The 26966-nt window shown below is 44.3% G+C and carries 30 protein-coding genes; 14 read left to right on the top strand and 16 right to left on the bottom strand.

Annotated features, from left to right (window positions below; translation table 11 throughout):
* The first annotated feature begins 10 nt into the window (after nt 1–10).
* The 6 genes from ACTS60_RS14540 to ACTS60_RS14565 are packed head-to-tail and all read left to right on the top strand — an operon-like array spanning nt 11 to nt 4584.
* Nucleotides 11–751 (top strand): TonB family protein, encoded by a 741-nt coding sequence (locus ACTS60_RS14540; protein WP_440888810.1) that lies wholly within the window; start codon nt 11–13, stop codon nt 749–751.
* Nucleotides 751–1449 (top strand): MotA/TolQ/ExbB proton channel family protein, encoded by a 699-nt coding sequence (locus tag ACTS60_RS14545; protein WP_440888811.1) that lies wholly within the window; start codon nt 751–753, stop codon nt 1447–1449. Before ACTS60_RS14540 ends, ACTS60_RS14545 begins: the two co-directional genes overlap by 1 nt.
* On the top strand, nt 1446–1859 hold the full coding sequence (locus ACTS60_RS14550; protein ID WP_005452533.1) for an ExbD/TolR family protein: 414 nt from the start codon (nt 1446–1448) through the stop codon (nt 1857–1859). Before ACTS60_RS14545 ends, ACTS60_RS14550 begins: the two co-directional genes overlap by 4 nt.
* Nucleotides 1860–1885: 26 nt before the next feature.
* A complete protein-coding gene (locus tag ACTS60_RS14555) occupies nt 1886–2755 on the top strand; it encodes a heme/hemin ABC transporter substrate-binding protein (RefSeq protein ID WP_440888812.1) in 870 nt (289 codons plus the stop codon).
* 9 nt (nt 2756–2764) lie between these two features.
* Nucleotides 2765–3802 (top strand): FecCD family ABC transporter permease, encoded by a 1038-nt coding sequence (locus ACTS60_RS14560; RefSeq protein ID WP_440888813.1) that lies wholly within the window; start codon nt 2765–2767, stop codon nt 3800–3802.
* Entirely contained in the window at nt 3802–4584 is a 783-nt protein-coding gene (locus ACTS60_RS14565; protein ID WP_440888814.1) for a heme ABC transporter ATP-binding protein, read from the top strand. Before ACTS60_RS14560 ends, ACTS60_RS14565 begins: the two co-directional genes overlap by 1 nt.
* A 98-nt stretch (nt 4585–4682) precedes the next feature.
* Here ACTS60_RS14565 and ACTS60_RS14570 read toward each other — a convergent pair whose 3' ends face one another.
* Complete coding sequence (locus ACTS60_RS14570; RefSeq protein ID WP_440888815.1) at nt 4683–5144, bottom strand: TetR/AcrR family transcriptional regulator; 462 nt, start codon at nt 5142–5144, stop codon at nt 4683–4685.
* A 523-nt stretch (nt 5145–5667) separates the two neighbouring features.
* Between ACTS60_RS14570 and ACTS60_RS14575 the strand changes: the two genes are divergently transcribed.
* Nucleotides 5668–5967, top strand: coding sequence for a YfcZ/YiiS family protein (locus tag ACTS60_RS14575; protein WP_440888816.1), 300 nt, complete (start codon nt 5668–5670; stop codon nt 5965–5967).
* Between the two features lie 48 nt (nt 5968–6015).
* Here ACTS60_RS14575 and ACTS60_RS14580 read toward each other — a convergent pair whose 3' ends face one another.
* Nucleotides 6016–6288, bottom strand: coding sequence for a YnjH family protein (locus ACTS60_RS14580; protein WP_440888817.1), 273 nt, complete (start codon nt 6286–6288; stop codon nt 6016–6018).
* A 263-nt stretch (nt 6289–6551) separates the two neighbouring features.
* Here ACTS60_RS14580 and ACTS60_RS14585 point away from each other — a divergent pair, with 263 nt between their 5' ends.
* Nucleotides 6552–7151, top strand: coding sequence for a hypothetical protein (locus ACTS60_RS14585; RefSeq protein WP_440888818.1), 600 nt, complete (start codon nt 6552–6554; stop codon nt 7149–7151).
* 111 nt (nt 7152–7262) lie between these two features.
* On the opposite strand, the gene ACTS60_RS14590 is transcribed toward ACTS60_RS14585, so the two are convergent.
* Nucleotides 7263–8372: a 1-acyl-sn-glycerol-3-phosphate acyltransferase gene (locus ACTS60_RS14590; RefSeq protein WP_440888819.1), complete on the bottom strand. Its 1110-nt coding sequence runs from the start codon at nt 8370–8372 to the stop codon at nt 7263–7265.
* 192 nt (nt 8373–8564) lie between these two features.
* Here ACTS60_RS14590 and ACTS60_RS14595 point away from each other — a divergent pair, with 192 nt between their 5' ends.
* Nucleotides 8565–9173 carry an AraC family transcriptional regulator gene (locus ACTS60_RS14595; RefSeq protein WP_440888820.1) on the top strand — a complete coding sequence of 203 codons (609 nt, stop codon included), beginning with the start codon at nt 8565–8567 and terminating at the stop codon, nt 9171–9173.
* Nucleotides 9174–9217: 44 nt separating this feature from the next.
* On the opposite strand, the gene ACTS60_RS14600 is transcribed toward ACTS60_RS14595, so the two are convergent.
* A complete protein-coding gene (locus ACTS60_RS14600; protein WP_440888821.1) occupies nt 9218–9700 on the bottom strand; it encodes a hypothetical protein in 483 nt (160 codons plus the stop codon).
* Nucleotides 9701–9714: 14 nt separating this feature from the next.
* A complete protein-coding gene (locus ACTS60_RS14605; protein ID WP_440888822.1) occupies nt 9715–10248 on the bottom strand; it encodes a nicotinate-nicotinamide nucleotide adenylyltransferase in 534 nt (177 codons plus the stop codon).
* A gap of 210 nt (nt 10249–10458) precedes the next feature.
* Between ACTS60_RS14605 and nadE the strand changes: the two genes are divergently transcribed.
* Nucleotides 10459–11289, top strand: coding sequence for an ammonia-dependent NAD(+) synthetase (nadE, locus tag ACTS60_RS14610; RefSeq protein WP_440888823.1), 831 nt, complete (start codon nt 10459–10461; stop codon nt 11287–11289).
* Nucleotides 11290–11398: 109 nt separating this feature from the next.
* Here nadE and ACTS60_RS14615 read toward each other — a convergent pair whose 3' ends face one another.
* Nucleotides 11399–13216, bottom strand: a complete 1818-nt coding sequence (locus ACTS60_RS14615) for an MOSC N-terminal beta barrel domain-containing protein (RefSeq protein WP_440888824.1) — start codon at nt 13214–13216, stop codon at nt 11399–11401.
* A 273-nt stretch (nt 13217–13489) separates the two neighbouring features.
* On the opposite strand from ACTS60_RS14615, the gene ACTS60_RS14620 reads away from it, so the two are divergent.
* Nucleotides 13490–13654, top strand: coding sequence for a YqaE/Pmp3 family membrane protein (locus ACTS60_RS14620; protein ID WP_005453437.1), 165 nt, complete (start codon nt 13490–13492; stop codon nt 13652–13654).
* Nucleotides 13655–13808: 154 nt separating this feature from the next.
* Nucleotides 13809–14837: a dihydroorotase gene (pyrC, locus tag ACTS60_RS14625; RefSeq protein ID WP_440888825.1), complete on the top strand. Its 1029-nt coding sequence runs from the start codon at nt 13809–13811 to the stop codon at nt 14835–14837.
* A gap of 102 nt (nt 14838–14939) precedes the next feature.
* On the opposite strand, the gene ACTS60_RS14630 is transcribed toward pyrC, so the two are convergent.
* Nucleotides 14940–15845, bottom strand: a complete 906-nt coding sequence (locus tag ACTS60_RS14630) for a DUF808 domain-containing protein (RefSeq protein WP_440888826.1) — start codon at nt 15843–15845, stop codon at nt 14940–14942.
* Between the two features lie 174 nt (nt 15846–16019).
* Between ACTS60_RS14630 and ACTS60_RS14635 the strand changes: the two genes are divergently transcribed.
* On the top strand, nt 16020–16937 hold the full coding sequence (locus ACTS60_RS14635) for a M14 family metallopeptidase (protein ID WP_440888827.1): 918 nt from the start codon (nt 16020–16022) through the stop codon (nt 16935–16937).
* On the opposite strand, the gene ACTS60_RS14640 is transcribed toward ACTS60_RS14635, so the two are convergent.
* Nucleotides 16932–17720, bottom strand: coding sequence for an AraC family transcriptional regulator (locus tag ACTS60_RS14640; protein WP_010452704.1), 789 nt, complete (start codon nt 17718–17720; stop codon nt 16932–16934). The genes ACTS60_RS14635 and ACTS60_RS14640 overlap by 6 nt on opposite strands.
* Nucleotides 17721–17818: 98 nt before the next feature.
* On the opposite strand from ACTS60_RS14640, the gene ACTS60_RS14645 reads away from it, so the two are divergent.
* A complete protein-coding gene (locus tag ACTS60_RS14645) occupies nt 17819–18727 on the top strand; it encodes a DMT family transporter (protein ID WP_440888828.1) in 909 nt (302 codons plus the stop codon).
* Nucleotides 18728–18781: 54 nt separating this feature from the next.
* Here ACTS60_RS14645 and ACTS60_RS14650 read toward each other — a convergent pair whose 3' ends face one another.
* Genes ACTS60_RS14650 through ACTS60_RS14685 form a run of 8 tightly spaced genes read right to left on the bottom strand, consistent with a single transcriptional unit; the run spans nt 18782 to nt 26920 of the window.
* Complete coding sequence (locus tag ACTS60_RS14650; protein WP_440888829.1) at nt 18782–19363, bottom strand: hypothetical protein; 582 nt, start codon at nt 19361–19363, stop codon at nt 18782–18784.
* A 12-nt stretch (nt 19364–19375) separates the two neighbouring features.
* On the bottom strand, nt 19376–20689 hold the full coding sequence (locus ACTS60_RS14655) for a transglycosylase SLT domain-containing protein (protein WP_440888830.1): 1314 nt from the start codon (nt 20687–20689) through the stop codon (nt 19376–19378).
* A 26-nt stretch (nt 20690–20715) separates the two neighbouring features.
* Nucleotides 20716–21480, bottom strand: coding sequence for a hypothetical protein (locus ACTS60_RS14660; RefSeq protein ID WP_440888831.1), 765 nt, complete (start codon nt 21478–21480; stop codon nt 20716–20718).
* On the bottom strand, nt 21470–22771 hold the full coding sequence (locus ACTS60_RS14665) for a hypothetical protein (protein WP_440888832.1): 1302 nt from the start codon (nt 22769–22771) through the stop codon (nt 21470–21472). Before ACTS60_RS14665 ends, ACTS60_RS14660 begins: the two co-directional genes overlap by 11 nt.
* Nucleotides 22772–22789: 18 nt before the next feature.
* The gene (locus ACTS60_RS14670) at nt 22790–24187 is read right to left on the bottom strand and encodes a hypothetical protein (protein ID WP_440888833.1); all 1398 of its coding nucleotides are present in this window, start codon (nt 24185–24187) and stop codon (nt 22790–22792) included.
* The gene (locus ACTS60_RS14675; RefSeq protein ID WP_440888834.1) at nt 24169–25347 is read right to left on the bottom strand and encodes a hypothetical protein; all 1179 of its coding nucleotides are present in this window, start codon (nt 25345–25347) and stop codon (nt 24169–24171) included. The genes ACTS60_RS14670 and ACTS60_RS14675 overlap by 19 nt, the downstream gene beginning before the upstream one ends.
* The gene (locus tag ACTS60_RS14680) at nt 25347–26075 is read right to left on the bottom strand and encodes a hypothetical protein (RefSeq protein ID WP_440888835.1); all 729 of its coding nucleotides are present in this window, start codon (nt 26073–26075) and stop codon (nt 25347–25349) included. Before ACTS60_RS14680 ends, ACTS60_RS14675 begins: the two co-directional genes overlap by 1 nt.
* 11 nt (nt 26076–26086) lie before the next feature.
* Nucleotides 26087–26920: a hypothetical protein gene (locus ACTS60_RS14685; protein ID WP_440888836.1), complete on the bottom strand. Its 834-nt coding sequence runs from the start codon at nt 26918–26920 to the stop codon at nt 26087–26089.
* Nucleotides 26921–26966: the final 46 nt, after the last annotated feature.

Genomic DNA, 26966 nt, shown 5'->3' on the forward strand with positions numbered 1-26966 from the left:
AGATTTATCCGTGAACGTTAAAAGATATGCCATTGCCGGAGGCGCCTCTTTAGTGGTGCACGCAGCGTTTCTTTTTGTCTCTCAAGAGACGAAAGTGTTTGCAATGCCAGCAGGCAATCCCACCAGCTCGGTAAGCTTGAATTTAGTCTCAGCGCCAAAACCGGTACAAGCGGCTCCTACGCCACAAGAAGTGGTGGAAGAGAAGCACCCGGAGCCAAAACCTCAGAAGCCGACACCAAAGGCTGAGCCGATTAAAAAGACGGTGGAAAAGCCGATCGTAAAAAAAGAAGCGGTGAAGAAAAAACCAGTCCAAAAGAAACCTGAACCGGTTAAAAAACCTCAACCATCAAAACCCGTTGCAAAGAAAGATCCGCAACCAAAAGAAAAAGTGGAAGAGAAAGTCGCAAAAGAACCTCAACCACAACAAGCGGCTCCTACTGACCAATCTAAAGGGGCGACATCACAGCCTGTGATGATTGACCAACCGACGTTTGTTTCTCAACCAGTACAACCTCGTTACCCACGTTCAGCGCAAAAGCGTGGTATTGAAGGGGTTGCGCTGTATGAAATTTGGCTCGACGAAAACGGCAACCAAATTAAACAAGTGCTTATCGAATCATCTGGTGCAGAAATGCTCGATCTTTCTGCCCTACGAGCCATAAAACAATGGCAGTTTTCACCTCATATTTCTGGCGGGCACAAAATCGCTCACCGAGTTCAAATCCCAGTTCGTTTTAAGTTGGATGGATAATGGAACAGCTACAACATTTACAAACCCAATTTGGTCTTATGACTTGGCCTCTAGTTATTTGCTCTGCACTTACGGTCATGATCATTGCGGAAAGACTCTTTCAAATATTCATTAGCCTAGGAGTCGGTAAACGCGCGATTCGCCAAAAGCTGACCAAGCTTGATCCAACCAACAACAAAGACATCGAAGCCCTAGCGGATGAATTTTCGGGTAAACGACCTCTTTTGTATCGTGGTGTTGCGATGCTGCTTGCTCATCACTCTTTTTCTAAATCACTGCGTGAAGATGCAGCCGGTATTTGGCTTCAAGAAAAACGTCATCAGTTGCACTCAGGTCTTCGTCTGTTGACCTTGATTGGCGTGATCAGCCCTCTGATTGGTCTATTAGGTACAGTTCTTGGTCTTATTGACATGTTTAAAGGTATTGCTTCTTCTACCGGGAACATTACGCCAAACGACTTGGCAGATGGTTTAGGCCTTGCGATGCGTACTACTGCTGCTGGCTTGATCATCGCATTACCTGCTATTTCCGGTGCGCAGCTGATTGGTCTTTGGGCAGATCGTGTGATTGCTAAGCTTGAACACACTCTGAACTATGTAAACCTGTGGCTCGAAGGCATTTCTCTACAACACGTATCTCCAGAAAACAGTAAAGAAGTCGCGACTGTTGCAAATCATGTTGAAGCGAGAAGTTCATGATTAAGGCACCACAAGACAACAACAGTCATGGCTTAACACCAGACTTAACACCACTGCTCGACATCATTTTTATCGTAATGGTGTTTTTGATGCTCACTGCAGCAGTGAAGTTAGACTCCCTAGATGTGAACCTACCAAGCACCGATTCTCAAGCCGTGGCTGAGGTGGACAAACAATCGATCACGGTGAACATCCTTAAAGAAGAGCCGCACTGGGCAATCAACGGTAAGGCGTACATCGATTGGGAAAACTTTACGATGGCTCTGTTAGAAGAGAGCAAATCAACCGACAAACCTATTGTGATTGGTGCGGAAAAAACCGCAGATATTCAGTCACTGGTTAAGCTTCTTGGCTTTTTACAAGAAAACGGAATTCAAGCGACTCAACTGCTCACTGAAGAGTCGCAATAGAAGAATACAAGATTGAGAACACACTAATGAATAAAACACTTTCGCCAGTTCGTACCGCATTGATTGCCGCCATTACTATGCTTGCTAGTGCGAGCCTGTTTGCCAACGAAGCTCCATCAAATGAACGCGTGGTCAGTGCCGGCAGCGCTGTCACTGAACTGCTGCTTGCTCTAGATGCAAAAGATAGCCTTGTTGCTGTCGACGTAACAAGCCAACTTCCGGAAGGTATGGAGTTGCCAAAAGTTGGTTACCACCGTCGTCTTTCTGCTGAAGGTCTACTGGGATTAAGCCCAACTAAATTGATTGGTTCAGATGAAATGGGACCAAACACCACACTAGACCAATTGAAATCAGCGGGTGTCGATGTCGAAGTCGTCAACACAGAAGCAAACGTGGAAGGTTTGGTTGATCGTATCGACCAAATTGCGACCATCATGCATCGTGAAGCTCAAGCGGCGGCACTAAAAACGGAAGTTGAAGCACAAGTGAAAGCACTGGAAGACAACCAACCAGCAAAAGCTGACAAGAAGAAAGTACTTTTCCTACTGATTCACGAAGGTCGCCCAGCAAACGTAGCGGGGTCAGAAACAACACCAGATGCAATCATTCAACTTGCAGGTGGAGAAAACCCAGCAGCAAGCAAACTCTCTTCATACAAACCACTATCAACAGAAGCTATGGTCGAGATGCAACCAGACGTGATTCTTGTGAGTGGTCGTAGCTATCAAACAATGGGCGGTGCTGATGCCATTCTGAAAGCAATGCCTCTGCTTGCCGCTACCCCAGCGGGTATGAATAGAAACATCGTAACTATTGATGGTCATGCGCTTGTTGGTGGTTTAGGGCTTAAGAGCCTTTCAGAGGCGAAGCGCCTAAACGAGCTGCTTTACCCGTAGAGAGATGCAATGCTTCTAAGACGAATTCCTTTATCTACTACCCTACTCGCGTTATCTGGCGTTTTAGCTTTTATCGCAGTAGCTTCTATTACAGTAGGTCCAATGAATATTAGCTTCTCAGACAGTCTGAGAAGCTTAACGGGATCAGGTTCAGACCTTGCTCCTCATATTCAGTTAGTCATCAACGAAATCCGCCTCCCACGCACCATTCTTTGTATGTTTATTGGTGCAATTCTCGCTATCTGTGGCGTTGTGATGCAGGGGTTATTCCGTAACCCTCTTGCCGAGCCTGGCATCATCGGCGTTTCCGCTGGTGCAGCGCTTGGTGGCGCATTTGCAATCGTCGTATTTGCCGACTTCAGCCAAAACTACCCAACACTAATGAACTTAGCTGCCTTGCCATTTTTCGCCTTCCTCGGCGGCGCGATTACCACGGTATTAGTTTACTGGTTAGGTACGAACAAGTTTGGTACCTCCGTCACCATCATGTTGCTTGCGGGGGTCGCAATCAGCGCACTTTCGGGGGCTGCAATTGGTTTTATGAACTTCACCGCCGATGATCAAATGCTGCGAGACTTGACGCTTTGGTCGATGGGTTCACTAGCAGGGGCAAACTGGTCAGGGATTGGTTTGGCCGCAGTGACTCTCGTCATCTTGATGTTCTGGTTCCAGAAAAAAGCCATGTCATTAAATGCGTTGCTTTTGGGCGAGTCAGAAGCCAAACACCTAGGTGTGCCAGTACAAAAGTTAAAGCGTCAACTTATCCTGCTATCTGCAGTTGGGGTGGGAATTACAGTGAGTATCTGTGGTGCAATTGGTTTTATCGGTCTGGTAATTCCTCACTTAGGTCGTATGCTTGCCGGTCCAGACCATCGTACGCTGCTGCCTATTTCAGCACTGATGGGTGCACTACTTCTTACCGCTGCTGATATGTTTGCACGAGTCGTTGTTGCACCCGCAGAGTTGCCTGTGGGCATTGTAACCGCATTGATTGGTGCGCCATTCTTTATCTACTTACTGTTCCAACAAAAAGGGAAGATTCTGTAATGAATGACATCGTTTTGTCTGGCAGAAATATCTCAATGAGATACGGAAGCCGAGTGGTACTAGACAACATCAGTATAGATATTCGTGCAGGCGAGGTCACCGCATTATTAGGTCCTAATGGCGCGGGCAAGAGTACGCTGCTCAAGCTATTGTGTGGTGAGATTCCCTCTCAGAATGATATCCAGTTCTTTGGCAAACAAAAAAACGACTGGGAGCCTTCTGAGAGTGCCAAACACGTGGCTATGTTGCCGCAGCACAGCACACTGACCTTCCCGTTCTTAGCGAGAGAAGTGGTCGAGCTAGGTGCGATTCCTTTGTCAATATCCAATAAAGAGACCACGGAGCTTGCTCTGCAATACATGAAGCAAACCGATGTTTTGCATTTGGCTGATAACCTCTACCCTGCTCTCTCTGGTGGTGAGAAACAACGTCTGCATTTGGCTCGCGTGTTAACACAGCTTCATCTATCCGGTGATAAGAAGATTTTAATGTTGGATGAACCAACTTCGGCCCTCGACCTTGCCCACCAGCACAATACACTCAAAATCGCTCGCGAGGCTGCCAAAGCAAATAATGCCGCCGTTGTTATCGTACTGCACGATCTAAACTTAGCTTCCCAATACGCAGATAGATTGGTTCTATTGCACGATGGAAACCTGGTTTGTGATGACACACCTTGGAACGCCCTGACACCAGAACGCATTGAACGTGTCTATGGCTATCGCTCTATCATAACCAAGCACCCTACGCTTGATTTTCCTCAAGTTCATGCTGCGGCTTAAATAAAGGACATAAGCACACGACGCATAGCTTGTACTTCCTGCTTATCGATACAAATAAAAAACCCCGCAATGTTGCGGGGTTTCTTCTTGTTCTAGTTCTATTTGCTCATTTGAATAAGAGACTTACCAATTAACCACTCTAACTCTTTATCACTACCAGCCCCAAATTGGCTCTCTGCCATTTTGTATAGGCGGTCAATACCATTAGCTGCAAACTCATGAGCGCTTTCTGATGTGACAATGTGGTGGAATAGTAGGCGCAGAATCGCTAAGAATTCTTGGTCCTCTAACGCCTTAACCCAACTTTGTGAGAACGCATCGACCCCTTTGTCAAATTCAAGATGCTCAACAAACATCTTAAAGATTCGACCATCTAATGCTGCGGTAAAATCCGTTTTCTTTGGGAAATGGTGGCTAATACCTGTACGTGATACACCTGTTTGTTGGCTCAACGTTGTATATGACATTTTGTCATAACCAAGTCTAAGCAACTGATCAACAACAGCATCCATTATTTTTTGGATAGTAATTTCGGTATCTTCTTTACTACGCTTTGGCATATTTTAAGCTCTTCTCTTTTTAAATCCATCTAACTCACCGTTAAATGAGGCCAGAATGAAAATCATCTCAGCATTATCTATTGATGAGCTTTTTCTTCAATATAAGCTCAATCAACTCAAAACCACACGGCGTAAATCGTGGTTTACATTGACCTTTTTATCAATATCTGTGATTAAAAATATGGCACTTAGTTCAATCCAATAAAAACCCATGCCAGACTATTCATCATGAATATGCTTTTGCCAAGAATGATAATTATGTAAAAATAATCAATCAGGAAATAGTCTTATAAATTAATACTTAGTTCAACTAACCTGACAAAAAACTGACCGCTCAATTCATCAATTACTCTTAAACATTGATATACATCACACTTATCAATCAAATTGTAGCATTTCATCAGCATTTACCTTCGATTAACAACATAGCATACCGAGCCTTTTTTATCCAAATTCATTCATTTTTGTAGATACAGATCAAATACCTGATAGAATACCAATAGTTTTTACAAGAGGATTCGTTATGAGTGTCGAATTAGAAGAAAACCAAGTATGTGAAGCTTGTGGCTGCGCTGGTGAAATCGGCTTTATCATCAAAGAAGGTGACGATGTAGCTGACGTAACGATTTTCGCTGAGTCTAAAGCAGAATTAGAAGCTGAGTTTGCAAAATACCTAGAGCTAGCAAAAGCAGTATGTGCGGATGTTGAATACAACGCATCAGAACTGACTGAAGAATCGAAAGAACTAAAAGCTCGCTTCAAGTTTGATGTAAGTGCTGAAAAGCTAATTTTTGAACTAAAGACTCGCTCTCTAGCTCGTTAATCAAGCCCCACTTCCTCTATTTAAAGCGAGCCTATCTGCTCGCTTTTTTTAGTGATTGCTTTCAAATACAACCCACTTCAAAGCGCCATTGAGCTCAAAATCTTTCTCAGGGGCACATTGGATTATGACACTATCAATCTTAAGTACTGCGCCAATACTGTATGCCTTGTCTTCATAATAGCAGACACGCTTACCGATGCTTCCCTCTGTAACAATCACAGGTTTTACGTCAGAAGTTGTATATGTTTTCGCTTGCACAGCATTAGTGACGAATAATATACCCAAAATCGTAGAAGCGAATAATGGTGATAGGTAATTCATATTGTTACCGCCTGGTAGAAGATGATTAGAAGTAGTGTTCTATTTATTAACTTTATCATTATTGAGGACAACAAACCGGAAAGAACATCAAGCTGCTTAATATTATAAATTGCTAAATAAACTATGAAACTTAATAAATAATCTATTTAGTGATATCGCTGCCATAACACTGTTACTGGATTTAAATAGATATAACCTTCTAGCAGATAACCCCTGATTTAGTTATTCTTTCCGGTATGTTGTTACCACTTGGTTCAAATAATATGTTTCGCTACTTTCTCCTCACAATTTGCATACTATGCTCATGGGTAGCGAATGCCTATGAACTCAATTCTTATAGTAAGCTCAATCACATTGATAACTATGGCAACCTAGATTTAAGAAACAAACCATACTCATCTTTACCAAGTGGGCTTGTTGTAAAAGGTAACTTGAACATATCTAAAACCCCCATAACCACACTACCCAAAGGTCTAGATGTTGGCGGAAGTTTAGAAGCAACAAACAGTAGCTTAAAGAAAGTGACGCCTGGCGTATCCATTAAAGGCTATGCCAACTTACTCGGCAGTCAAATTGAGAGTTGGCCTAGAGGAGTCAAACTAGGTGGTTATCTAAACCTAACCGACACACCACTAAAACGCTTGCCTAGTCGACTAAAAGTTAAGGGCGATCTTAGCCTAATAAGAACACCGATCGAGTCATTACCAGAAGGGTTGGTCGTTGAAGGCAACCTTTATATTGGAGGCTCTGCGCTAAAAGAGTTTCCCGATACTATGACAGTTAAAGGCAATATCTTCTTAGGCGGCAACAGAATATCTAAGTGGCCAACCACACTAAACCTAGGCGGTGCAGTCGCCCCATGATGGTTTTCTAGACCTTGATGTGAGGAACGAGCTAAGAACTTATAAATAACACGCCTATGTTAAGTTCTCATTCACCTCGTTCCTCTGAACTGGTCGCTTTAGGTTAACGGATTATACTTCTTTGTTGTTAACCGGGTTCGCGTAGCTCGCCACGAGAAATTGCTGTGCGCCAACTGGTAACATCTCAAGCTTTTCTGCTAATTGAGATTTCACCTCATCGGTAACGCTTTCATCTTCGCGCCCTGCTGCAAGCAGGTTGATTGGAAATACGCGGTAGTTGTTGTGAATTTGGCGATCAATTTCACTTGCCAGTTCATCCGGTGTATCGAACTCTTGATCAACGACATCACCAAAAGCAACATGTACCTTGCCTTTGTAACCGATAATCCCCTGAATAATACTCTCTATATCCTCAAACTCCCCTTTCTCATAGCGACCATTTTCTGCTTTTTCAAACAGCTCTTTTGCCTTCGCTATATCACACGGGTCATTTTGATAAGAAATCGATACAGGAACAATCTTGAGTGAACGAGTATATTCACCAAAGCTCATTTTCTGCTTACGTCCTTCAACATGAAACATTTTGAGAATGGCTGGATCTGTGAAATCGTTCCCGTCCTTTGCACGGCCTTCCTTCTGAGCGATCCATATCGAATTGCCAGTATCAAGAGAGTGCTTAATATAGCTTGATAGCTGACCAAGGGCTTTCATCATTTCACGTGGGGCTTTGGCTGAGCGCTTAACAATGAAACTCTTGTTCAATCTCATCAATTCCGTCGCGCACGGTTTTTTCAGCAAGTTGTCACCAATCGCAATACGTACAGTACGATGATCACTTTGGTGTAGTCCGTAGTTAACTAAGGCTGGATCCATAGCAATATCGCGATGATTAGAAACAAACAAGTAAGATGTGTTCTTGTCTAGTTTATCTAAACCATCAAAAGTCACGCCATCTGTGGTCTTATCTAGCGTATCTTGTAGGTATTTTTTCACCTCGATTTGGATCGCTTCCACGGAGTCTAATTTACTCCACTTTGCCTTGAGATAGACACGAATCATCGGGCTCATCAGCGTTTTAAACCAACTCGCTTTGTTTGCAAAACGGTGCTCAATGATCGCACTGATAAATTCGTCGTCTTGAATAAGGCGATCTAACGCCGCTGAAATTTCATCGTCGTTGTAGGGACGAATATCAAAATAAGGATCTGTCTTAGAAGTCATTGTTCACTACATTTCAAAAAAAGCTGGCACATTCTACGCGGAGTTTTGCAAGCCCGCAGCATTTCTCCCCATACTTTTAACATGGTCATACCAGTAACATCACAAGATAATCCCCCAATTAGTCTTTATATCTGGTTGGCATTTGGGGGGTTTAGCGTTACCCTTAGCGCCCCGAAAACTCAGGTCTTTCTAATGAACTACGCGATTGAATTTCACAACGAATCATACTCCCTTCTCACCACGACAGCTCGCAAGAAGACGTTAAAACACAGCTTGTTAACCGTTGTTGAAGGACTCGCAACCATAAGATTGGGTAAACATGAGTATGCCATTGAGCCGGGTAACTCTTTTTGGATTCCTCAAGGATGTTTGAGTTCCATCACTTATTTTCCTAACTGTATTGCTGTTCGCTGTGATTTCTCTGTTCGTTTACGTGACCACTTCTCCTCGCAAGCTGGTTTTATCGAGCGTTCTCTGCTTCTTCAAGCTTCACTTGAGAAACTACGAGCATGCGATGTAGGAACATCACTTCATAATGACCTACTGCGTATTATCAAACATGAAGTGCTTGATGTTGAACCTAAGCTAGTCACATCTAAAGCAAGCGAAGCCTTGATGCAATGGACTCCAATGAGTAAAAATCATGCATTAAAAGAGCTCCACCTTGCTCTGTTGGTACGAGAAGCTCGTAAGAGAACGCTTTCAGGCATAAAAAAAGGGCGAGTAGTTGAAGATTTATTTGATGGCAGTGAGCAACAATGTGATCAACTAAGTGAACTATTGTTAGGCAAAAAACTGTAACCCAGAAAACGAAAAAGCGTGCACTGAGCACGCTTTTTCTTGATTTAGAATGGGACTTCGATTTGCATCATCCAGTTAGCATCGTAGTATTCGTGCCATCGATAATCAAATCTCATTCGAGGCTCTCCATCCCCTTTGTCTCCGAAGCCAACACTAAACATTAGTCCATGGCTTTTCAGCCACTCTTCTGTCGTCATGTCTCTTTCAAAGTCTCTCAGCTCTTCGGGCATCCAAATCCCTAACCCAAAGTAGTTCTTTTCCAAACTTTGAGTCAATATCGGAGTTTCTTCCGGCTTGATTGCCCATTGTTCCCAATAGTTTTCTATCGGCTCATCCAAAAGTACTTTAGGCTGATACCACCTCAGAGCGTCGGCATTGAGAACGCCTACACTATCAAAAAGGTCTTCGCAGATTGACATCGTATTATCGGCAAATACAACTGAACGATCTGATACGTAATTACATGCAGAATAAGCCTGGCTTACAACAAGCAAGGAGCATGTACTCACTAAAATCGTTCTGAACATAGATCTAAGACCTCTTATTTACCGGACGGCATTGTCTTATATAAGTCTTCATCAATCAATATACGGCTGACCGAAAGCGTCGTGTAGCAATCTATGCTATCGCCTTCGTTGATTGCATTGCGAATATCAGTACTTCGGACTTTCACCTTTTCTGGGCAAGCCATCACAGCCCAACGCTTGGTGATTTCTTCTGCTTTATAAAATTTAGCAAATTTGAAAAAATTATCAGGACCAATAACAAAAGTTATATCGGCCGTCGGATAAATTTCTTGAATTTTTGTCAGCAACGCAAAAGTCGTCACACTTTGCTCAGGTTGGTATAAAGTTTGCTCTAGATCCGAGCGTTGAACATTGGAAAGCGCCATATCCTTGATAAATGCATCGACAAGCCTGCACCGAGTTGGGTAATCCAACATATCTTTGCCCCATGCGTGTGCAATGCTTGGCTCTAGAAGCACAACATCGAAATGACTCAATGACTCGATCACGCTTTTGTGACCTAAACTCGGCGGGTTAAATGCACTACCAAAAACGGCGATTTTTTTCATATCCGGTGATTACCTGGTTGAAGAGAGTTTTCTAATCCAATGAATTCGGTATGATACTACTAATCTTTAGAGTTTTTTGACACCAATGCGACGTTTGTGAGCATTAAGTGAGTGTTTTATCACCGTTTAAGAATCATGAACGCTAGCCTCAGCGTGAGTATCTCTATGCAGGCTTGGTGTTTGATATGTTTGCAGGAAAAGGAACCCGAAATGGAACAATCCATCCGCGATGAAATGCGTGTACTACCATCTATCGATCCGCATTTTGAAATTGAACGTCGTGTAGCTTTCATCAAAAGTAAGTTACAAGAATCTGGTTGCAAGTCTCTTGTGCTAGGCATCAGCGGCGGTGTTGACTCAACGACGTGTGGTCGTCTCGCGCAAGTGGCAGTCGAGCAGTTAAACCAAGAATCGGGTGAAAATAATTACCAGTTTATCGCAGTGCGCCTACCATACGGCGAGCAACAAGATGAAGATGAAGCGCAGCTCGCTCTTTCTTTCATCCAACCAACGCACTCTGTATCGGTTAACATTAAAGCGGGAGTTGATGGCCTTCACGCAGCTTCTCACCTTGCATTAGAAGGTACTGATCTGCTTCCAACTGAAGCTGCGAAAATTGACTTCGTGAAAGGTAACGTAAAAGCGCGTGCTCGTATGGTCGCTCAATACGAAATCGCGGGGTACGTTGGTGGCTTGGTTCTAGGTACTGACCACTCAGCAGAAAACATCACCGGTTTCTATACCAAGTTTGGTGATGGCGCATGCGATATGGCACCACTATTCGGCTTGAGCAAACGCCAAGTTCGCGAAGTTGCTGCAACATTAGGTGCACCTGAGCAGCTAGTGAAGAAAGTACCGACCGCGGATTTAGAAGAACTTGCACCACAAAAAGCTGACGAAGATGCATTGAGCCTAACTTACGAGCAGATAGACGACTTCCTAGAAGGCAAGGCAGTATCGCAAGAAGTAAGCGACCGCCTAGTCGCAATCTACAAAGCAACTCAGCACAAGCGTCAACCGATACCAACGATCTACGACTAAATCGTGTAATTGCGAACGTAGACTCGTATCACCAAAATAGAAAAACGCCGCTAAATGATTTAGCGGCGTTTTTGTTTGGTGGAGCATTGTTTGGAAAAGCCAGACTAGATTAGTCTATGAGAGTCACGTCTGTTTCTGGGATGGCACAACACGCCAGCACTTTACCCATCGCACGTTCTTCTGCGCTTAATGCAGGTACTTCCGGATGGTCGACCTGACCTGATTCTAATTGCACCTTACACGCCCCACACAAGCCCGCACGACAGCTGTTAGTGATGCTCTTGCCTGCATTCTCAACTTGTTCAAGTAACGTTTGTTGGTTGTTCCCCATCAACTTAAAGCCGTTGAACTCAATCTCAACAATTTTCTCAGGTTTGGCCGTCGCAACGGCAACACCAAATGCTTCTTGGTGGTAGTTGTCTTCTGGTAGCCCTTTCTTCAGCAGAAGGTTCTTCGCTTTTTGCATAAAGCCATCAGGGCCACAAACAAACACTTGGCGCCGTTCAACATCTTTGATCTGTTTGATATGAGATAAACTAATACGCCCTTTCAGGCCAAACCAATCTACCGCAGGTTGAGTTAAGCAAATCTTCACATCTAAACCAGGATGTTGGCGTTTTAGTTCGTTTAACTCATCTTTGCACGGGATATCAATCTCGCTACTGCATTGATGGTAGAACACCACATCATCGAGTTGATTGTGATCAGCCAAGTAACGAACCATCGACAGCATTGGCGTTACACCGCTACCGGCAGACAGCAAAAGTAGAGGCTGTACAGAGTGTTCTTTTAGATGAAATTGGCCATCTGGTGTTTCCGCTTCCAGTACATCTCCCACCTGTAGATTATCAAGCAGTGCATTGGACACACGGCCGCCAGAAACACGCTTAACGGAAATGGCGTAACGGCCTAGGCGAGATGGACTAGAAGAAAGCGTGTAACGACGCCCAACTTTCTTACCATCGATTTCCACTTCGATAGGCAGATGCTGACCCGGTAAGTATGTTGGTAACTGGTCTTTACTCGGCTCAAGCCATAAGGTTACGAAATCACGCGCAATCTCTTCTCGCTCGACACAGGTGAGCGACATGAGATTAGGAGAGTTATCTGGATAGAACTCAGCGTCTTTGTATTCCAGCACTTCCACTTTGTCTCCCTGACGAATAATGCCTTCGTTAAGGGCAACAAGGTTTTGACCGAAGAACACACCACCACGTTCATTAGCACGGAACTCTTGCAGTGTTTTCAACGGTTCTTTGCTTTCTCGGAATGTACCGCGTTGAGTGTTAACGGTAGTAAGGATGCAACGCTCACAAGGTTTTACTGATTCAAATTCTACTTCACCAATTCGAATGCGTTTCCATGAGTCTTCTTCAAATGGCTTGGTATCAGACACCACAAGGTTGGTTCGAAACTGATCCAACGAGTGCTGTTCAGAGCTTCTGTGATTTAGCTCTTCCAGTGACGCTTCACTGATCACAAGTACTGGATAACCATCAGCAAAGCTAACATTGTGACCCAGCTTCTCTCTCACACGATTTGACTGCTCACCAGTAAAAAGCAACTCGACGCGAAGACCTAATACTTTGCTGAACCAATCATCCGCTCCGTCAGTAGTGGTATATGCCGTAAAATTGTCTTTCCAAACCGTTGCCGGAGCTTCCTGCATTTTGAAGTCTTGATAACGGATCTTTAATGGCTCTTCGCCCTGGCTGGTAAATACCACCCCATCTGGCAATAACGCTGACTTTATAGTCACCATTTGCGGAAATTTTCGAGCTGTAACCATCGAGCCGTCTGATGATGCAAGCATAAATCGGCGATCAAAACTCAATCCTTGTTTTTCCACCCAAGCGGAAGATAACGCGACACCTCCGACAGATTTAACTGGAAAAACATTAATTTGAGACAAAACTGATTGTGACATTGCCTTCTTCCTACAGGTACTTTCTAATTATTGGGCTATCATATCTTCATACGCTTAACGACCCAAGTGCTTATAAAATATCAATTTGTATTCGATATGTTCATATGGCAGTCACTTCGACTACTTAATATGTGTATTAGTGCGTCGCATTTTATGAATAAAGTCCCATAAATTTGCACAGTTTTGACGAAACTAGGATTGCCAAGATGTGATATTGAGCACATAATTCGCCAACTTTTTGACACCACAAATAACCTATCCGGAGCATAGACCATGGATACTAACAAACTGATTCTAATTCTACTTTGTATCTTCCTTCCACCAGTAGCAGTCTACATGGAAAAAGGTCTAGAGAAAGACTTCTTCATCAACCTGATTCTGACGTTCTTCTTCTTCCTGCCAGGCACAATTCACGCACTTTGGTTGACGATGAAGTAACCAACTGAGCTCCTACCGTAAAGAAATGTGAAAAATGGGGTGAAATGGAAGAGCAATTCCACTATCATCCTGTCGCCTAAGCGCAAGCGTTTGCTCTTGAGGTAAATGCAGCGTTTAGGCTCCAAACATAACTTTTTAATGGTGGGAGCAATTAATGACAACACTGACTATTACTCGTCCTGACGATTGGCACGTTCACTTACGCGATGGTGAAGTTCTAAAAGATACCGTTCGCGATATTAGCCGTTATAACGGTCGTGCACTGATCATGCCGAACACCGTCCCACCAGTGACCAATACTGAAATGGCGTTAGCCTACCGTGATCGAATCCTTGCTGAGCAACACGGCGAGCAGTTCGAACCTCTTATGGCGCTGTACCTAACAGACAACACCACGCCAGATGAAATCCGCAAAGCCAAAGCATCAGGCAAAATCGTTGCTGCAAAGCTTTACCCAGCAGGCGCAACCACCAACTCTGACTCTGGCGTAACCGATGCAAAGAACATCTACCACGTTTTTGAAGCGATGGAAGAAGTTGGCATGCTGCTTTTGGTTCATGGTGAAGTGACTCACAACCACGTTGATATTTTTGACCGTGAGAAGGAATTCCTAGACACGGTTCTTGCTCCTATCGTCAACGACTTCCCTAACCTAAAAATCGTTCTTGAGCACATCACGACTGCGGATGCGGCTAATTTCGTAAATAACGCCTCTGACAATGTTGCAGCAACGATTACCGCTCACCACCTGTTGTTCAACCGTAACCACATGCTAGTCGGCGGTATTAAGCCACACTTCTACTGCCTGCCAATTCTTAAGCGTAATACCCACCAACAAGCGCTTATCGAAGCAGCAACAAGCGGTAGCAAGAAATTCTTCCTAGGTACAGATTCAGCACCACACGCAAAAGGCGCAAAAGAGTCAGCTTGTGGTTGTGCAGGTTCTTACACTGCACACGCAGCGCTAGAACTTTACGCTGAAGTCTTTGAGAACGAAGGCAAGCTAGAAAATCTAGAAGCATTCGCAAGTTTAAATGGCCCTGATTTTTACGGTATCGCTCGTAACACAGACACAGTAACACTAGAAAAAGCAGCTTGGGATGTACCAGAAACTATGCCATTTGGTAGCGACATCGTTGTACCAATCCGTGCTAACGAAAAGATTGAGTGGGAAGTGAAGTAAGCACACTCACAAAATGAAAAAGGGTCATGCCACCATATTCGATATGGAAAGGCATGACCCTTTTCTTTTAGCTTCAATAAAACCTCAAAACAAAATTCGAGTTTATTTACCGCGAACCTTCTCCACCACAGTCCAAGCAGCAACCACAACTAGACCGGCAATCACACCAATCACGCCGTTGAGCAGTGTTGGTACAATCGCTGTCGCAACCGTATGACCACGGAAGTCCATAATGATCGGTTCAATAAGGTGATGAATCGCTGGCACGTTGTGAACCACAATCCCACCGCCAACTAGGAACATCGCCGCAGTACCAACAACAGCAAGCATCTTCATCAACTTTGGTGCAAATGCGACCAAAGCACCACCTAACTTGGCTTTCAACCCCTCACCATTAGAAGTACGTTCGAGGTAGAAGCCTAAGTCGTCAAGCTTCACGATACCCGCTACCAAGCCATATACGCCAATAGTCATCAGTACTGCGATTAAACTCACCACCAGAATCTGCGTCACGATGCTTGAACCGGTCACTGTACCCAAAGCAATCACAATGATTTCAGCAGACAAAATAAAGTCTGTACGAATCGCACCAGCCACTTTTCTTTTCTCGTATTCTTCTACCGATTCCCCAGTATTAACCTCTTCTTCCTTTTCTTCATGCTGATGCGCATGAGGAAAGAGTTTTTCTAAGATCTTCTCTGCGCCCTCAAAACAAAGGAACAGGCCACCCATTAAGAGTAATGGCATGATCAGCCAGGGAATAAAAGCACTGATCAACAAAGCCGATGGCACCAGAATCAATTTGTTTTTAAATGATCCTTTTGCCACCGCCCAAACCACAGGAATTTCTCGTTCTGACGCTACGCCAGACACCTGTTGCGCGTTTAGCGCTAAATCGTCGCCCAGTACACCAGCGGTCTTTTTCGCCGCCATCTTAGACATCAACGCGACATCATCCAATACAGCTGCAATGTCATCCAACAGTGTCAGTAAACTTGCTCCAGCCATTTATTTATCTCTTTTATGGAATTGAATAAGTAACAAAATGTAACACCATTAAACCACTCAGCAAAGTTATGATTTTGCAAAGAATAAGGTCACAAATTGTGTTTTCTATTGCCGTCGCTCTGAGACAGGACTAGTCTTGTCTTACCTTTCAAGCACACAAAAGAAAAAGTATAGATGAAAAGCGGATACACTTACCCAATCGGTACCCCAGGTCAGCCATGGGACGAAGCAGAACGTAAAGCTTGGCGTGAGCAACGTGACGTAAAACGTAACTACCAAGAAGAAGTCGTGACAAAAATTGATGCACTACGCGATCGTTTCGATGTCGAGCAATACGGCGCGCTTTCTTACAACGAAGCACGCTTCCCTCTGCTTTGTATCAAGACTCGCAACTGGGATGCTGCGAAACCTGTTGTTTTAGTTACCGGCGGTGTGCATGGCTACGAGACAAGTGGTGTACATGGCGCACTGAAGTTTGTTGATACGCAAGCAGACCGTTATGCAGAACACTTCAATATCGTTGTCGCACCATGTGTCAGCCCTTGGGGTTACGAAGTGATTAACCGCTGGAACCCAAATGCGATCGACCCAAACCGCTCTTTCTACGCAAACAGTCCAGCAGAAGAATCAGCAAACTTGATTAAGCTTGTTGCGACCTTGGGTGATGTTCTAATGCACATCGACCTACACGAAACAACAGATTCTGACGAGACCGAGTTCCGCCCTGCTCTAGCGGCGCGTGATGGCCTTGAATACATCGAAGGCATGATCCCAGATGGTTTCTACACTGTGGGCGATACAGAAAACCCGCAACCAGAGTTCCAAAAAGCAGTCATCGAGTCAGTAGCGAAGGTGACCCACATTGCCCCAGCGGACGACCAAGGCGAAATCATTGGCTCGCCAGTGGTGCAATTTGGTGTGATTAATTATCCAATGGTTAAACTAGGTCTGTGTGGCGGCGTTACCAACTGTACTTACGGCACCACAACAGAAGTTTACCCAGACAGCCCGAAAGTCACTGACGAAGAGTGTAACGACGCTCAAGTGGCGGCGGTTGTCGGTGGTCTAGACTACGTGCTCGCTCAGCTATAACAAGCGGTTCTTATATTGCTCCGGTGTTATGCCGGAGTATTTCTTGAACATAGCAATAAAAGGACTGGCTTGGTTGTAGCCCAGTGTCAACGCTACCTCTTTTACAGTCTGCCCCTTTCTCAGCAACTCCATCGAATGCAGGTAACGCACTCGCAATCGCCACTCGGTAAAGCTCATCCCCAATTCACTTTGGCAATGGCGAGCTAACGTACGCTCTGTAGTGTGCACCTTCTCCGCCCACTCTCCCAAACTAATTTCATCGGTTGGAGCTTCTTCAACAGCTTTTAAGATTGGCTCTAGGTACTTATTGTCAGTGGTTGGCAAAAAGTGATGCTCAACTTCTTGTTTGGCTAGCTGATCGAGAAGGACTTGGACAAGACGCTTATCTTCTTCGTTTTGAGCAACATTAATATCGCGCTGACGGAAATCTTCTACGATCGCCGAGACAATGGGCGTCACTTTGATCAAACTGGTTTTGGAGGGGAAGTGCTTCGTCAACTCTGGTGCAATATTTAAAGAGCAGTATTCCAATGGTTTGCGGTTATAGCTCTTATGTCGAATACCCGCTGGCACCCAAATCGCAAGATGAGGAGGAGCTAAGAAGCGAGTATCTTCCGCATCCATTTCTAAGATACCACCACTGATTAGTTGAACTTGCCCCCATGGGTGACTATGAATACGAGTTTCCGTATTCGACAGGAAGGCCTCAAAATTCATAAATACATCTGATGGTGCTCTATCAATCGATAATGACGGATGAAGATTCCTAGTGCTCTTTTTCAAATTTGTCTTCCTATCGCTTACTATGTCTTTCCAGAGATACTTTTCATTATAAAGACCTGTCAGACTAGCGCCATTAATTATTCTGCGATGAGGTTCTCATGGTTTATTTGCTTCCATTTTTTACTGTCATGATTTGGGGTGGGAATTCCATCGTAAACAAAATGGCAGCGAGTGCCATCGAACCAAGTGCCATGAGTTTCTACCGTTGGTTTGTCGCTATGGTACTTCTGACGCCATGTTGCTTACCAGCTGTGATCAAACAGCGTCATGTGATTCGCCCATATTTAGCTAAACTGGCGTTTCTCGCATTGCTAGGCATGGTCCTTAACCAATCGTTAGGTTACTACGCAGGTCTCACTACTACCGCTTCTAATATGGCGTTGATTACCTCTCTCGTTCCTTTGATCAGTGTTTTCTTGAGTGTGCCTTTATTGGGTAAATCAATTTCCATGTTGAGCGTAGCAGGTGGTGTAATTTCATTAGGCGGCTTGGCATTTATGCTTGGTCATGGCGACATTGCCTACTTCCTTCACCAAGATATGACCCAAGGTGACAGCTTGATGTTGTTGGCAGCTCTTTGCTACGCGATTTATTGTGTACTGCTTAAACGCTGGAAAATGCCTTTCAACAGTATGACTTTGGTTTACATGCAAGGCTTTTTCTCTTTGGTAATGCTTACTCCTCTATGGCTGAGCAGCGATCAATTGTTGCCGAATCAAAGCGCGCTGCCTTTGATCGCATACGCAGGTATTGCAGCCTCAATTTTCGCACCATTAATGTGGGTGAAAGCGATTGATTTGATTGGAGCAGATTCAAGTGCCATGTTCATGAACCTGATGCCAGTGGTTTCGGTGGCTCTTGCTTCGACCATGCTCGGTGAAGAAGTCCATGTTTACCACATCATTGGTGGCATACTGGTTATCTCCGGTGTTATCTTGTCACAAATTAAAGTACGTAGAAAAGGCAAAGTCATCGACTCAGAAGCTCAAACTGCAACGAGCTCATAACACCTAAAAAAGAAAAGAGCCATGAGGGCTCTTTTCTTTTAGCGTGCATTTGGACTAAAGTGCTTCAGCCTGCTTTTCCAATTCTTCACTTGTCTTTTGGCTAACAAACTCTTTGTATAGTGCAGCTTTATCCGTTGGATCAATATCCGTACCCGCCGTTACAGCAGAGTTAAACATCTTTTCTGATTCAATCTTTGGCATGACTACTAACGCGCAAATTTGCTCTACACCACCAATTTCAACTAGTGATACTTGCTCAACTTGGCTCTTTTGAATTGAAGTATTAGTAATTTGCTTCGCTATTTGCTCAAAAGACGTACCAGAAGCTTGACCATCAACTGAACTATTAATTTTTTGATAGTTCTTCTCTAACACACTGACTTTAATATCAAGGTTTTGAGCAAGCGTATTACGCGCTAGAGAAATAGCGTGGTTACGATCGACAGAAAAATTACCAGACGCCGTAACACAGTTTGACGCTGCAAAGCCATTCGCTGAAGTTGGGTTTAGTACCCAACTAGGCACATTGCTGCCTTTGTTGGTTTCCACTTTCGCCGTGTTTTCAGAACCACTTTGACTCGCACAGCCAGATAAGATCACTGCGCTGATAGCCGCGGTAAGAATTTGATATTTCATCTTCAATTCCTTTTAGATAATTGGGTTGGACTGCGCATGATAGGTTTTCATTCTATCGTTGACCTTTTTGAGATATTTGCGAGTCTCGTTATAAGGTAAGTTCTTGATAAGGTGTTCATATACCTCATCAGAGCTCATGGTATTGATTTTCTTAATCGCACTAGAAACACGTCGCTCACCAAATGCTTTGGCCACGTTACCTGACCCCGTGTTGTAAGCCGCAATCACACTGTAAGTCGCACTTTGTGGGTCTTTAATGCCTTTTAGGTATCGACTCTGAAGAATTTTTAGATACGCCGTGCCAGTTTCGATATTCAGGTTAGGGTCGTATAAGTCATTCGCTCTCATCGGCTTATCTTTACCACGATACAGCTTGTTCACGTCATGACCTGCGGTTGTCGGCACAATTTGCATCAACCCGTATGCCGGCACATGAGATTTTGCTTTCGGATTAAAATGCGACTCTTCATGCATGATCGCTAAAACAAGCGCAGGCGGTAGTTCACGCTTTGCACTTTCTTGTTGAATCGCTGGAAGGTACTTATTCGCGCGGTTCGCCAATGATGATTTTGGAATCTTGACCTTATACTCAACCACTTTTTGAGGCTGCTGTTTTAGCTTCTTCTCTTGCTGAACCAACTCTTGTTTCACAGCTGCGATGCGTTTTTCTTCCTGCTTCACCATTTGCTGTTTTTGCTGAACAATCACTTGCTCTTGCTTTTGTTCACTTAACACTGCACTTTTCTCAGCAGCAAAGATGTCAAGTTGACTCATTTGGCGCTCAGTTTGCGCTTCAATCTCTTTCTTTACCTCTTCGAAAGTCTTTGGTTCTACTTTAATTTCCTCAACGAAAACCGTTGTAGGCTCAGCTTTTTTAGGTTGAGTTACACCAACTTCTTCAAACACCTTAGCGTTTTTCTCGATAACGGCATTGACGACTTCAGCTTCAACAACTGGAGCTTCGGCCTTTTCTTCTTCCGCAGACGGTAAGTAGCTAACCGTAATCTCACCTTTCTCCAAATCAACAACGGTTCGTGCGTTATGTTGTTCGTCATAAACCACGACCACATCCGGAGAAGGTATTTTGGTGTCACCCCATTTTTGAATAGAGGCTTTCTGTTTTTTGTCCCAATCCGCTAAGTAAGCTTGCTGCCATTGATTGAACTCTTGAATTTGGGCGGCATACCATTGCTCAAACTCGTCCGTATCATCAGTGGTTAATTGTTCGATTTCTTGGTCCAGTTCAGCAAAAGGATCATTTGCAAAACTTGGTTGCACCACAATTAGGTTTAACAACGCAGCCAGTGCGCAATATTTCAATTTCATAAATTGAGTTACCGTAATTTGTTAAATCAGAAATAAGAAGACAGATCTCCGACACTCTCAGCTTGTTGCTCAAACATTTGATCTTCAATGTCTATCACCAGACGCTCACACTCTCGGCTTGGACACTGCTTTGCAATGAACAAACTTTCCTCAAGTTCTCCTTGCTCAAACTGCCATTGAGCTAGCCAGTGCTTGATTTCACTGTTGGAAATCGCGGGAACATCAACATACTGTTGATAATAATTTTCAGCTTTGGCCACGTCTGATTGAGATAAGAGCAAGGTGACTAAACCTGCGGCATCCATCGCAACGCTAGGTTCTTTGATGATCAACGGTAATATCGGCTTGATGTGCTGGTACTGCTTTGTTGAGTAATACGCAACGGCATAGTTCAGCGCTGTGGTTTGGAGATTGGTTTTGTAGCCAGTATCATTCACATTCGCACGGCACTGAGCTTGACTCTTACTCAGTGAAGAAAACTGAATATTGGTCAGTTCGTAAGTTAGACTCGCGAAAGGCCACGAATCTAAAGTTTCACGAATGAAACCACCTTCAAGCAACTCGTCTTCGTATTTTTTGCGAAGCTCTAAACCAAGCCCTTTACGACACAGTGACTTCATTTGTTTCGTAGTCAGGTCATGCTGCCTTTTCACTTCAACTGACACTTCTGAATCACTGGTTTTAAGCTCATAATCCGTGCCGTTGAACGACCAAGAATGAGAGTCGGAAGCAAAAGCTGGTAGACCTAAAAGGCCTACCAGAACAAGCAAGTATCTGTGGTTACAGATCATTTGCGTTACTCACTTGACCAGATGGCCCTTGAGTATTGTTGCTTCCGTCAGTCAGGCCACCAGTTGTTGAAATTTTGTGGTCTGAGCTTGCATTTTGACCTTCACGAACACGCTTTTTGTTTTCTGCAGCCGCTTGCTTTGCCGTCGCCTCTAAAGAAGGGGCATAGACCGCAACGGCTAACATCCAGTCACCATCGCTGCTCTTAAAGGTTTTAACAGAAACACCTGGAGGAACTTGACCCGCAGCAAATGATTTGTACGAATCAAAGCTCTTGATGTTGTTCATGAACGTATGTTTGTCTTCTGCCAATACTTTCGCATCTGCTGGGTTAACGCTCTCAGGTGGGTACTCGAACTGTTCATTCTTCTCTAACTGGTTCTCAGTGAAACCACCTTCCCAGTAAACTTGTTCACCTTGCATTACTGCAATCAGACCGTTTCTCGCTTTAGCTTGCGCCTGAGATTTAGACATACCAAGCAGCTTGCGCTTCACGCTCTTATTCTTGTTATCACGAATGATCGAAGAACCGAAACCAAGTACAAACGACTCGCCCGTTTCAGCGTTGGTAATCACTTTCGCACCTACAGGAGGCATCACACCCGCTTGCAGATCAGCGATGATTTGTTTGAAAATCACGTTCGGTTCTGTTGTCTGAGTCAGAGCACCCACTTTACGCTTCGTTTGCTCACGTGTTTTCGGCGTTGAAATCAAACTAACACGAACTAAGTTTTCACTCGGATCATCATACACATCGAACGTCACGTAACCTGCCAACGCGCCTTTTACTGACTCAGCACAGTTATCGCTCATCATGCTTGTGGTGTTTGCCGCGCCTTCTGTCGCAGTATCAATCACGTCCATGGTTTCGTTGATTGCTGTAGCACACATGTTGCTCATGCCTTCCATGTTTTCCACTAATTGCTTTTTCGCAATTTGGAAAGCTTTCATGTATGCGCCACGCTTAGATAACAACGTCGCGTTACGGTTTTCGTAAGTTTCGTAGCTACCAGAACCTGTAGATAGAATACCGATACCCGAGCCAACTGCGATCATCTTAACGCCATCACCTTCGTCTTCGATCAGGCTTTGGTGAGCAACAAGTACTGCGGCTTTCGGGTCTGCTGCCACAACGAGATCACCCACCTCTTTTACGTCATCTGTATTTACAGCTTGTGTTTCAGAAGGGGCATCGGTTGCAGGAACGAGATCATTAAGGTCAAAATCTACATTTGCATGTGCAGAAGCAAAGGCACTTGCTAGTACCAATGAAAGAAGTGTTTTTTTAAACATAAATATCCTGTAGAAGTCTTAAAGCACGTTGATTTGGTAATCGTTCAAAACACGTAGCTTGGACTGATAATTTGGCTGATGAATGCGCAACGTTGGCTGAATAAACTGAGCAAGGTCATTGGCGTTGTTTAATGAGCGAAGTCGGACAATCACCTTGCCAGAACGACTTTCAATCTTGATATCAGAAACACCGTTAATCGCACTAAGCAAGGTATAAAGTTGACCTTGTTGACCCGCCGCTTTCGGCGTAAAGATCAATTCTCGAACCGGGCCACCACGCATTGCCATCTTTTGGACTGCGCTATGTAACGCTTGAGTCAGCATTTTCTGGTTTTGATCGACAGCCAAGTGTACTGACGCTAGTTCATTCAGCATCCCCTCTTTGTTAGGAAGGGTCATCAGTGTTGGATCGTTGTGCCAATTACCGTATTCATTACCCGCTCGGTCTAATAGCTTAGCCGCCAATTCCAACTGCAAGCCGGAAGGCGTCACTTTCTCTTTTTCTTGAACTTGAAGAATGATGGTTGCCTGCTCTGGAGTACCAGAGAGATCGAAGCCCATCTGAGCAAGAGAGCTACTGAACGTGGTTTGAACAACCGGAAGGTGCGCATCCACGTAAACAGCAGGTTGCCCTAAGCTCTTGATAAGTTGAGCGATCTTAGCCTCAACCTTTTGGCGTTCAACAGACACATCGAGCGTCACGACAAGCACACCATTTGGTTTAGTTTGGCTAGAAATTTCGCTCCAACCAGTAATCATACCTTGCGATTGCATTGATAAGGATTGGACAGCCACATCATGCAAGTTAAAGTCATCACTGACCGCATTTGCCGACATGCTTGAATAGGTTTGCTGAAGGTAGCCAGATTTAACCATCACGCCCAAAACTTGGCTGATAGCACGACGAAATGCATCTTGCTCAGCCGCTTGGCGCGCACTTAAACCTTGCTTAGCGTTCGGGATACCCTCACCGATTACCACAACAGAAATCGTTGAGTCAGAACCCCAAACAATACCCTCGTCTGAGTCTTCTTCTGTTTGCGTTGGTGGCATAAGACGCACATTCACACAGGTATCATCGCCGTAGATTTCAGGTTGCCCAAAATCCGCAGTGATCATCCCTCTCTCGATTCCAGTTACTAACATTTCTCGAGCAGCTTGATTAAACTGTTCGTTGAGTAATTCGGAATCTTCAGAAGATAAAGAAAGTGAAACCTGCCCATTTAAAAATAGTCGCAGGTTATTGATCGCATCCGCTTTCGCCCCCTCTATCGCTAACGCACCACGACCATAGGCGCACCCCTGCTCAACAAGAGCCAGTGTTGACTGGCTCTTATCAAGTTCAAGCGCAACTACAGGTGCAGCCGAAAGCAATCCACCGAGGGTAAGACTAAGACTTATCCCTTTTGCGCCCATGTGCTGCGTTCCTTCATGAATTCCATCGGGACACCGACGCTAACTGCAAAGATTCGACGCTGACGATCTGGACGGTAAATACCCTGCTCAGCTTCGTCTTTCACTTGATCAGCAAGCTTACTGTCTTTCCAGCGTACGATTTTGCCTTGAGCACTTTGTTGGCTAGGGTTAACCGTTGCCACACCGATTGGCTCAACAAAACCTGCACTGTACTCAAACACAACCATGGTTTCATTTGGTAATACACCAGCATTTTGACCACGATCTAGCGAGATTCGGTCGCCTTTGATGCCCATAACTTGTGCTGTTGCCGGCATCTCTTTTAGCAGACGAGTCAACATGATATCGAAACCACGTGATGCCATTTCGTTCATCACGGAATCAACGTCTTTGCTACTGGTGTAGTTAAAGCCGCGGTAATAGTCACCATTTGCGATTACGGTTGTGAAGCTTTCTTTATCACGAACATCAAAGTTAGAAACACGGATCTTACCAATATTTGGGTAGCTCAGCTTTTCACGAGTGTACGGGTCAATAACTCCCGTCGTCATTTCCATTGATGTTTGGAATAAAGACTGCGTCGAACCAAAGAGCATATCGCCGGTTTTAAGCACGTCGACCTTCATGATGTAGTCCGTCGATAGCCTGTCACGACCACTCATTTTTTGTGCGACTTTTGCTGCACCTTCATCGGCAAGAATCTCTTCCATCGCCGCGTTTACTGACTTAGTGTCACGCGTCAAGATACGGAAACGGTTCACACCAGCAAATTGGTTTTCTAACGTGTTCTCAAGCGCTTTCGTTTCGAACTTACCAATACTTGAATGCATTGCATTGAATACATCGGCAGATTTTCCTTGAAGGCTCTCGCTAACGTCAGTTTGAACGTCACCGAAGTAAAGTCGAATAGTCTTTTTAGCGAGCGGACAACGGCTATCTTTCTCGTTTGCTTCGTAAGTACAGAATTGAAGACCTTGAGTGTTGAAGTATGCTGGCACTTCAATATCACTGTTGGTAAATTCAAACGCCGATTTACCAATGATTAAAGACGAGTTTCCTGCGTTGCTCTCAACTGCGTAAGTTTGTTGGCTGGGCGTGCTATTACACCCAGCTAAAACAAGACCAGCAGCGACAAGTGTTGCGATCTTTGAATATTTCATTACGACTTAACTTTCTCTGCTAAAACTTTGTCTAGGTTCTCTAGTTGCTCGATTGTGTTTTGGTCTAGAGAAATCATGTCGTTTGCATCGTAAACAAGAAGAGAACGTGCTTTCATCTCGTTGTAAGCTTCAACAACTGGCACTTCTTCTTTTGCTTCTGCATCCGATTCGCCTTCTTCTTCAGACTCATTCGATAAGAAAGAAAGTGCGTTGCCTAAACCAGCCATTGCAGAATCTTGAGCAATTACAGCCGCGTTGTCTGAAGCGATAATTGCAATTTCAGCCGCCTCAAGCGCGATGTCTTTCGCTAGCTCAACGTTCTTGTCAAAGATTGAATCAGACGCAGCTTTGTACGCTTCAACTTGTGGACGAATTTTCTTGTTTTCAGCTTTGCCTTCATCGAATTGATTCATCGCAACAAGAAGCTCTTCATCGCTCTTATCAGCATTGATCTTTAGGAAACCTGCTACGTCTGCATGCTTGTCAGCTAGTGTACGGTAGTCTTGGAATACAGCACATTGGCGCTCTTGAATCGACACCATCACTTTAGACACTTTATCTACAGCGTAAGATACTGGCGTGTACTCAGAGCCTAGCTCGGTACAAGATTTAACAAGAGCTGCACTCATTTCGTTGCGGTCAACCGTCGCAGACTCCATACCTGGCATTGAAGAACAACCTGCTAGTGCGGTAGCAAATAGAGAAGCCATGACTGTTTTTTTAAACATTTTTGTATCCTTTAGATCAATACTGAATAGATAGACTTATTAGTAAGCTTTTTAATTATTTTTTGCTCAGCAGCGTGCTTTGCCGCCGCAGAGCTAGCTTGGGATTTACCTAACACGGTGATTACCTTTTGGGTCACCATATGAGATGAATTTGAATCGAAGACTTTGAGTTGAAGACTTTGCTTGGAGACAAAGTCTTTACCTTGTCGTCCCTGCTGGGATTTCGTCTTGATATAAACGGAGATACCACCATGATTCGACGCAAATGCGTGACGTGATAGCAACTCGTGAATTTGATGAGAAAAAGCATCATTCGATGCGACAAACGAAATTGAGAGCATTGCTCTCTTTGCGTTCATCGCTTCGCTAATCTGTAAGTGCTGTGCACGGTATGACTCTGCAGCATCGGAATCTAAAATACCGAGCACATCAAGCTGAACAGAACTTCTTGTCACTAGCTCTTCAGCATGAAAGTAGTCCTTCACACCACGCCAGTTGTTGCTGAGATTTTTAAGTTCTATCGCAGCCGTTTGGTACGACGCAGTCAAATCATGCTCAACCTGTTTCTGCCAGGTTTTCTTACTCAGCCGATAACGATACTCACAACCTTTTTCACCACATTTGTGACTTAAAACTTCCAAGTGCGGAACTTGGATAGGGAGCGAGTGAATAGATGAATCCTGAGAAAAAAATGAGTCGACACCACGAGAAGTTTTAACAATAGATGACTTTTCATTCACTTTAATAACACTAATCAAGTTAAGTGCCAATTGCTTCTTAGCATCTTTTAGAGCGACATGCTCAGAGTCACCAAACCCTGAAGCATAGAGATACCCAGAGTCCACATCAGCATATATCTTTATACTAATTAACGAGATAGCTAAAGCGAGA

It is taken from the genome of Vibrio sp. WZ-1, from assembly GCF_052037695.1.
In the GTDB taxonomy this organism is placed as follows: domain Bacteria; phylum Pseudomonadota; class Gammaproteobacteria; order Enterobacterales; family Vibrionaceae; genus Vibrio.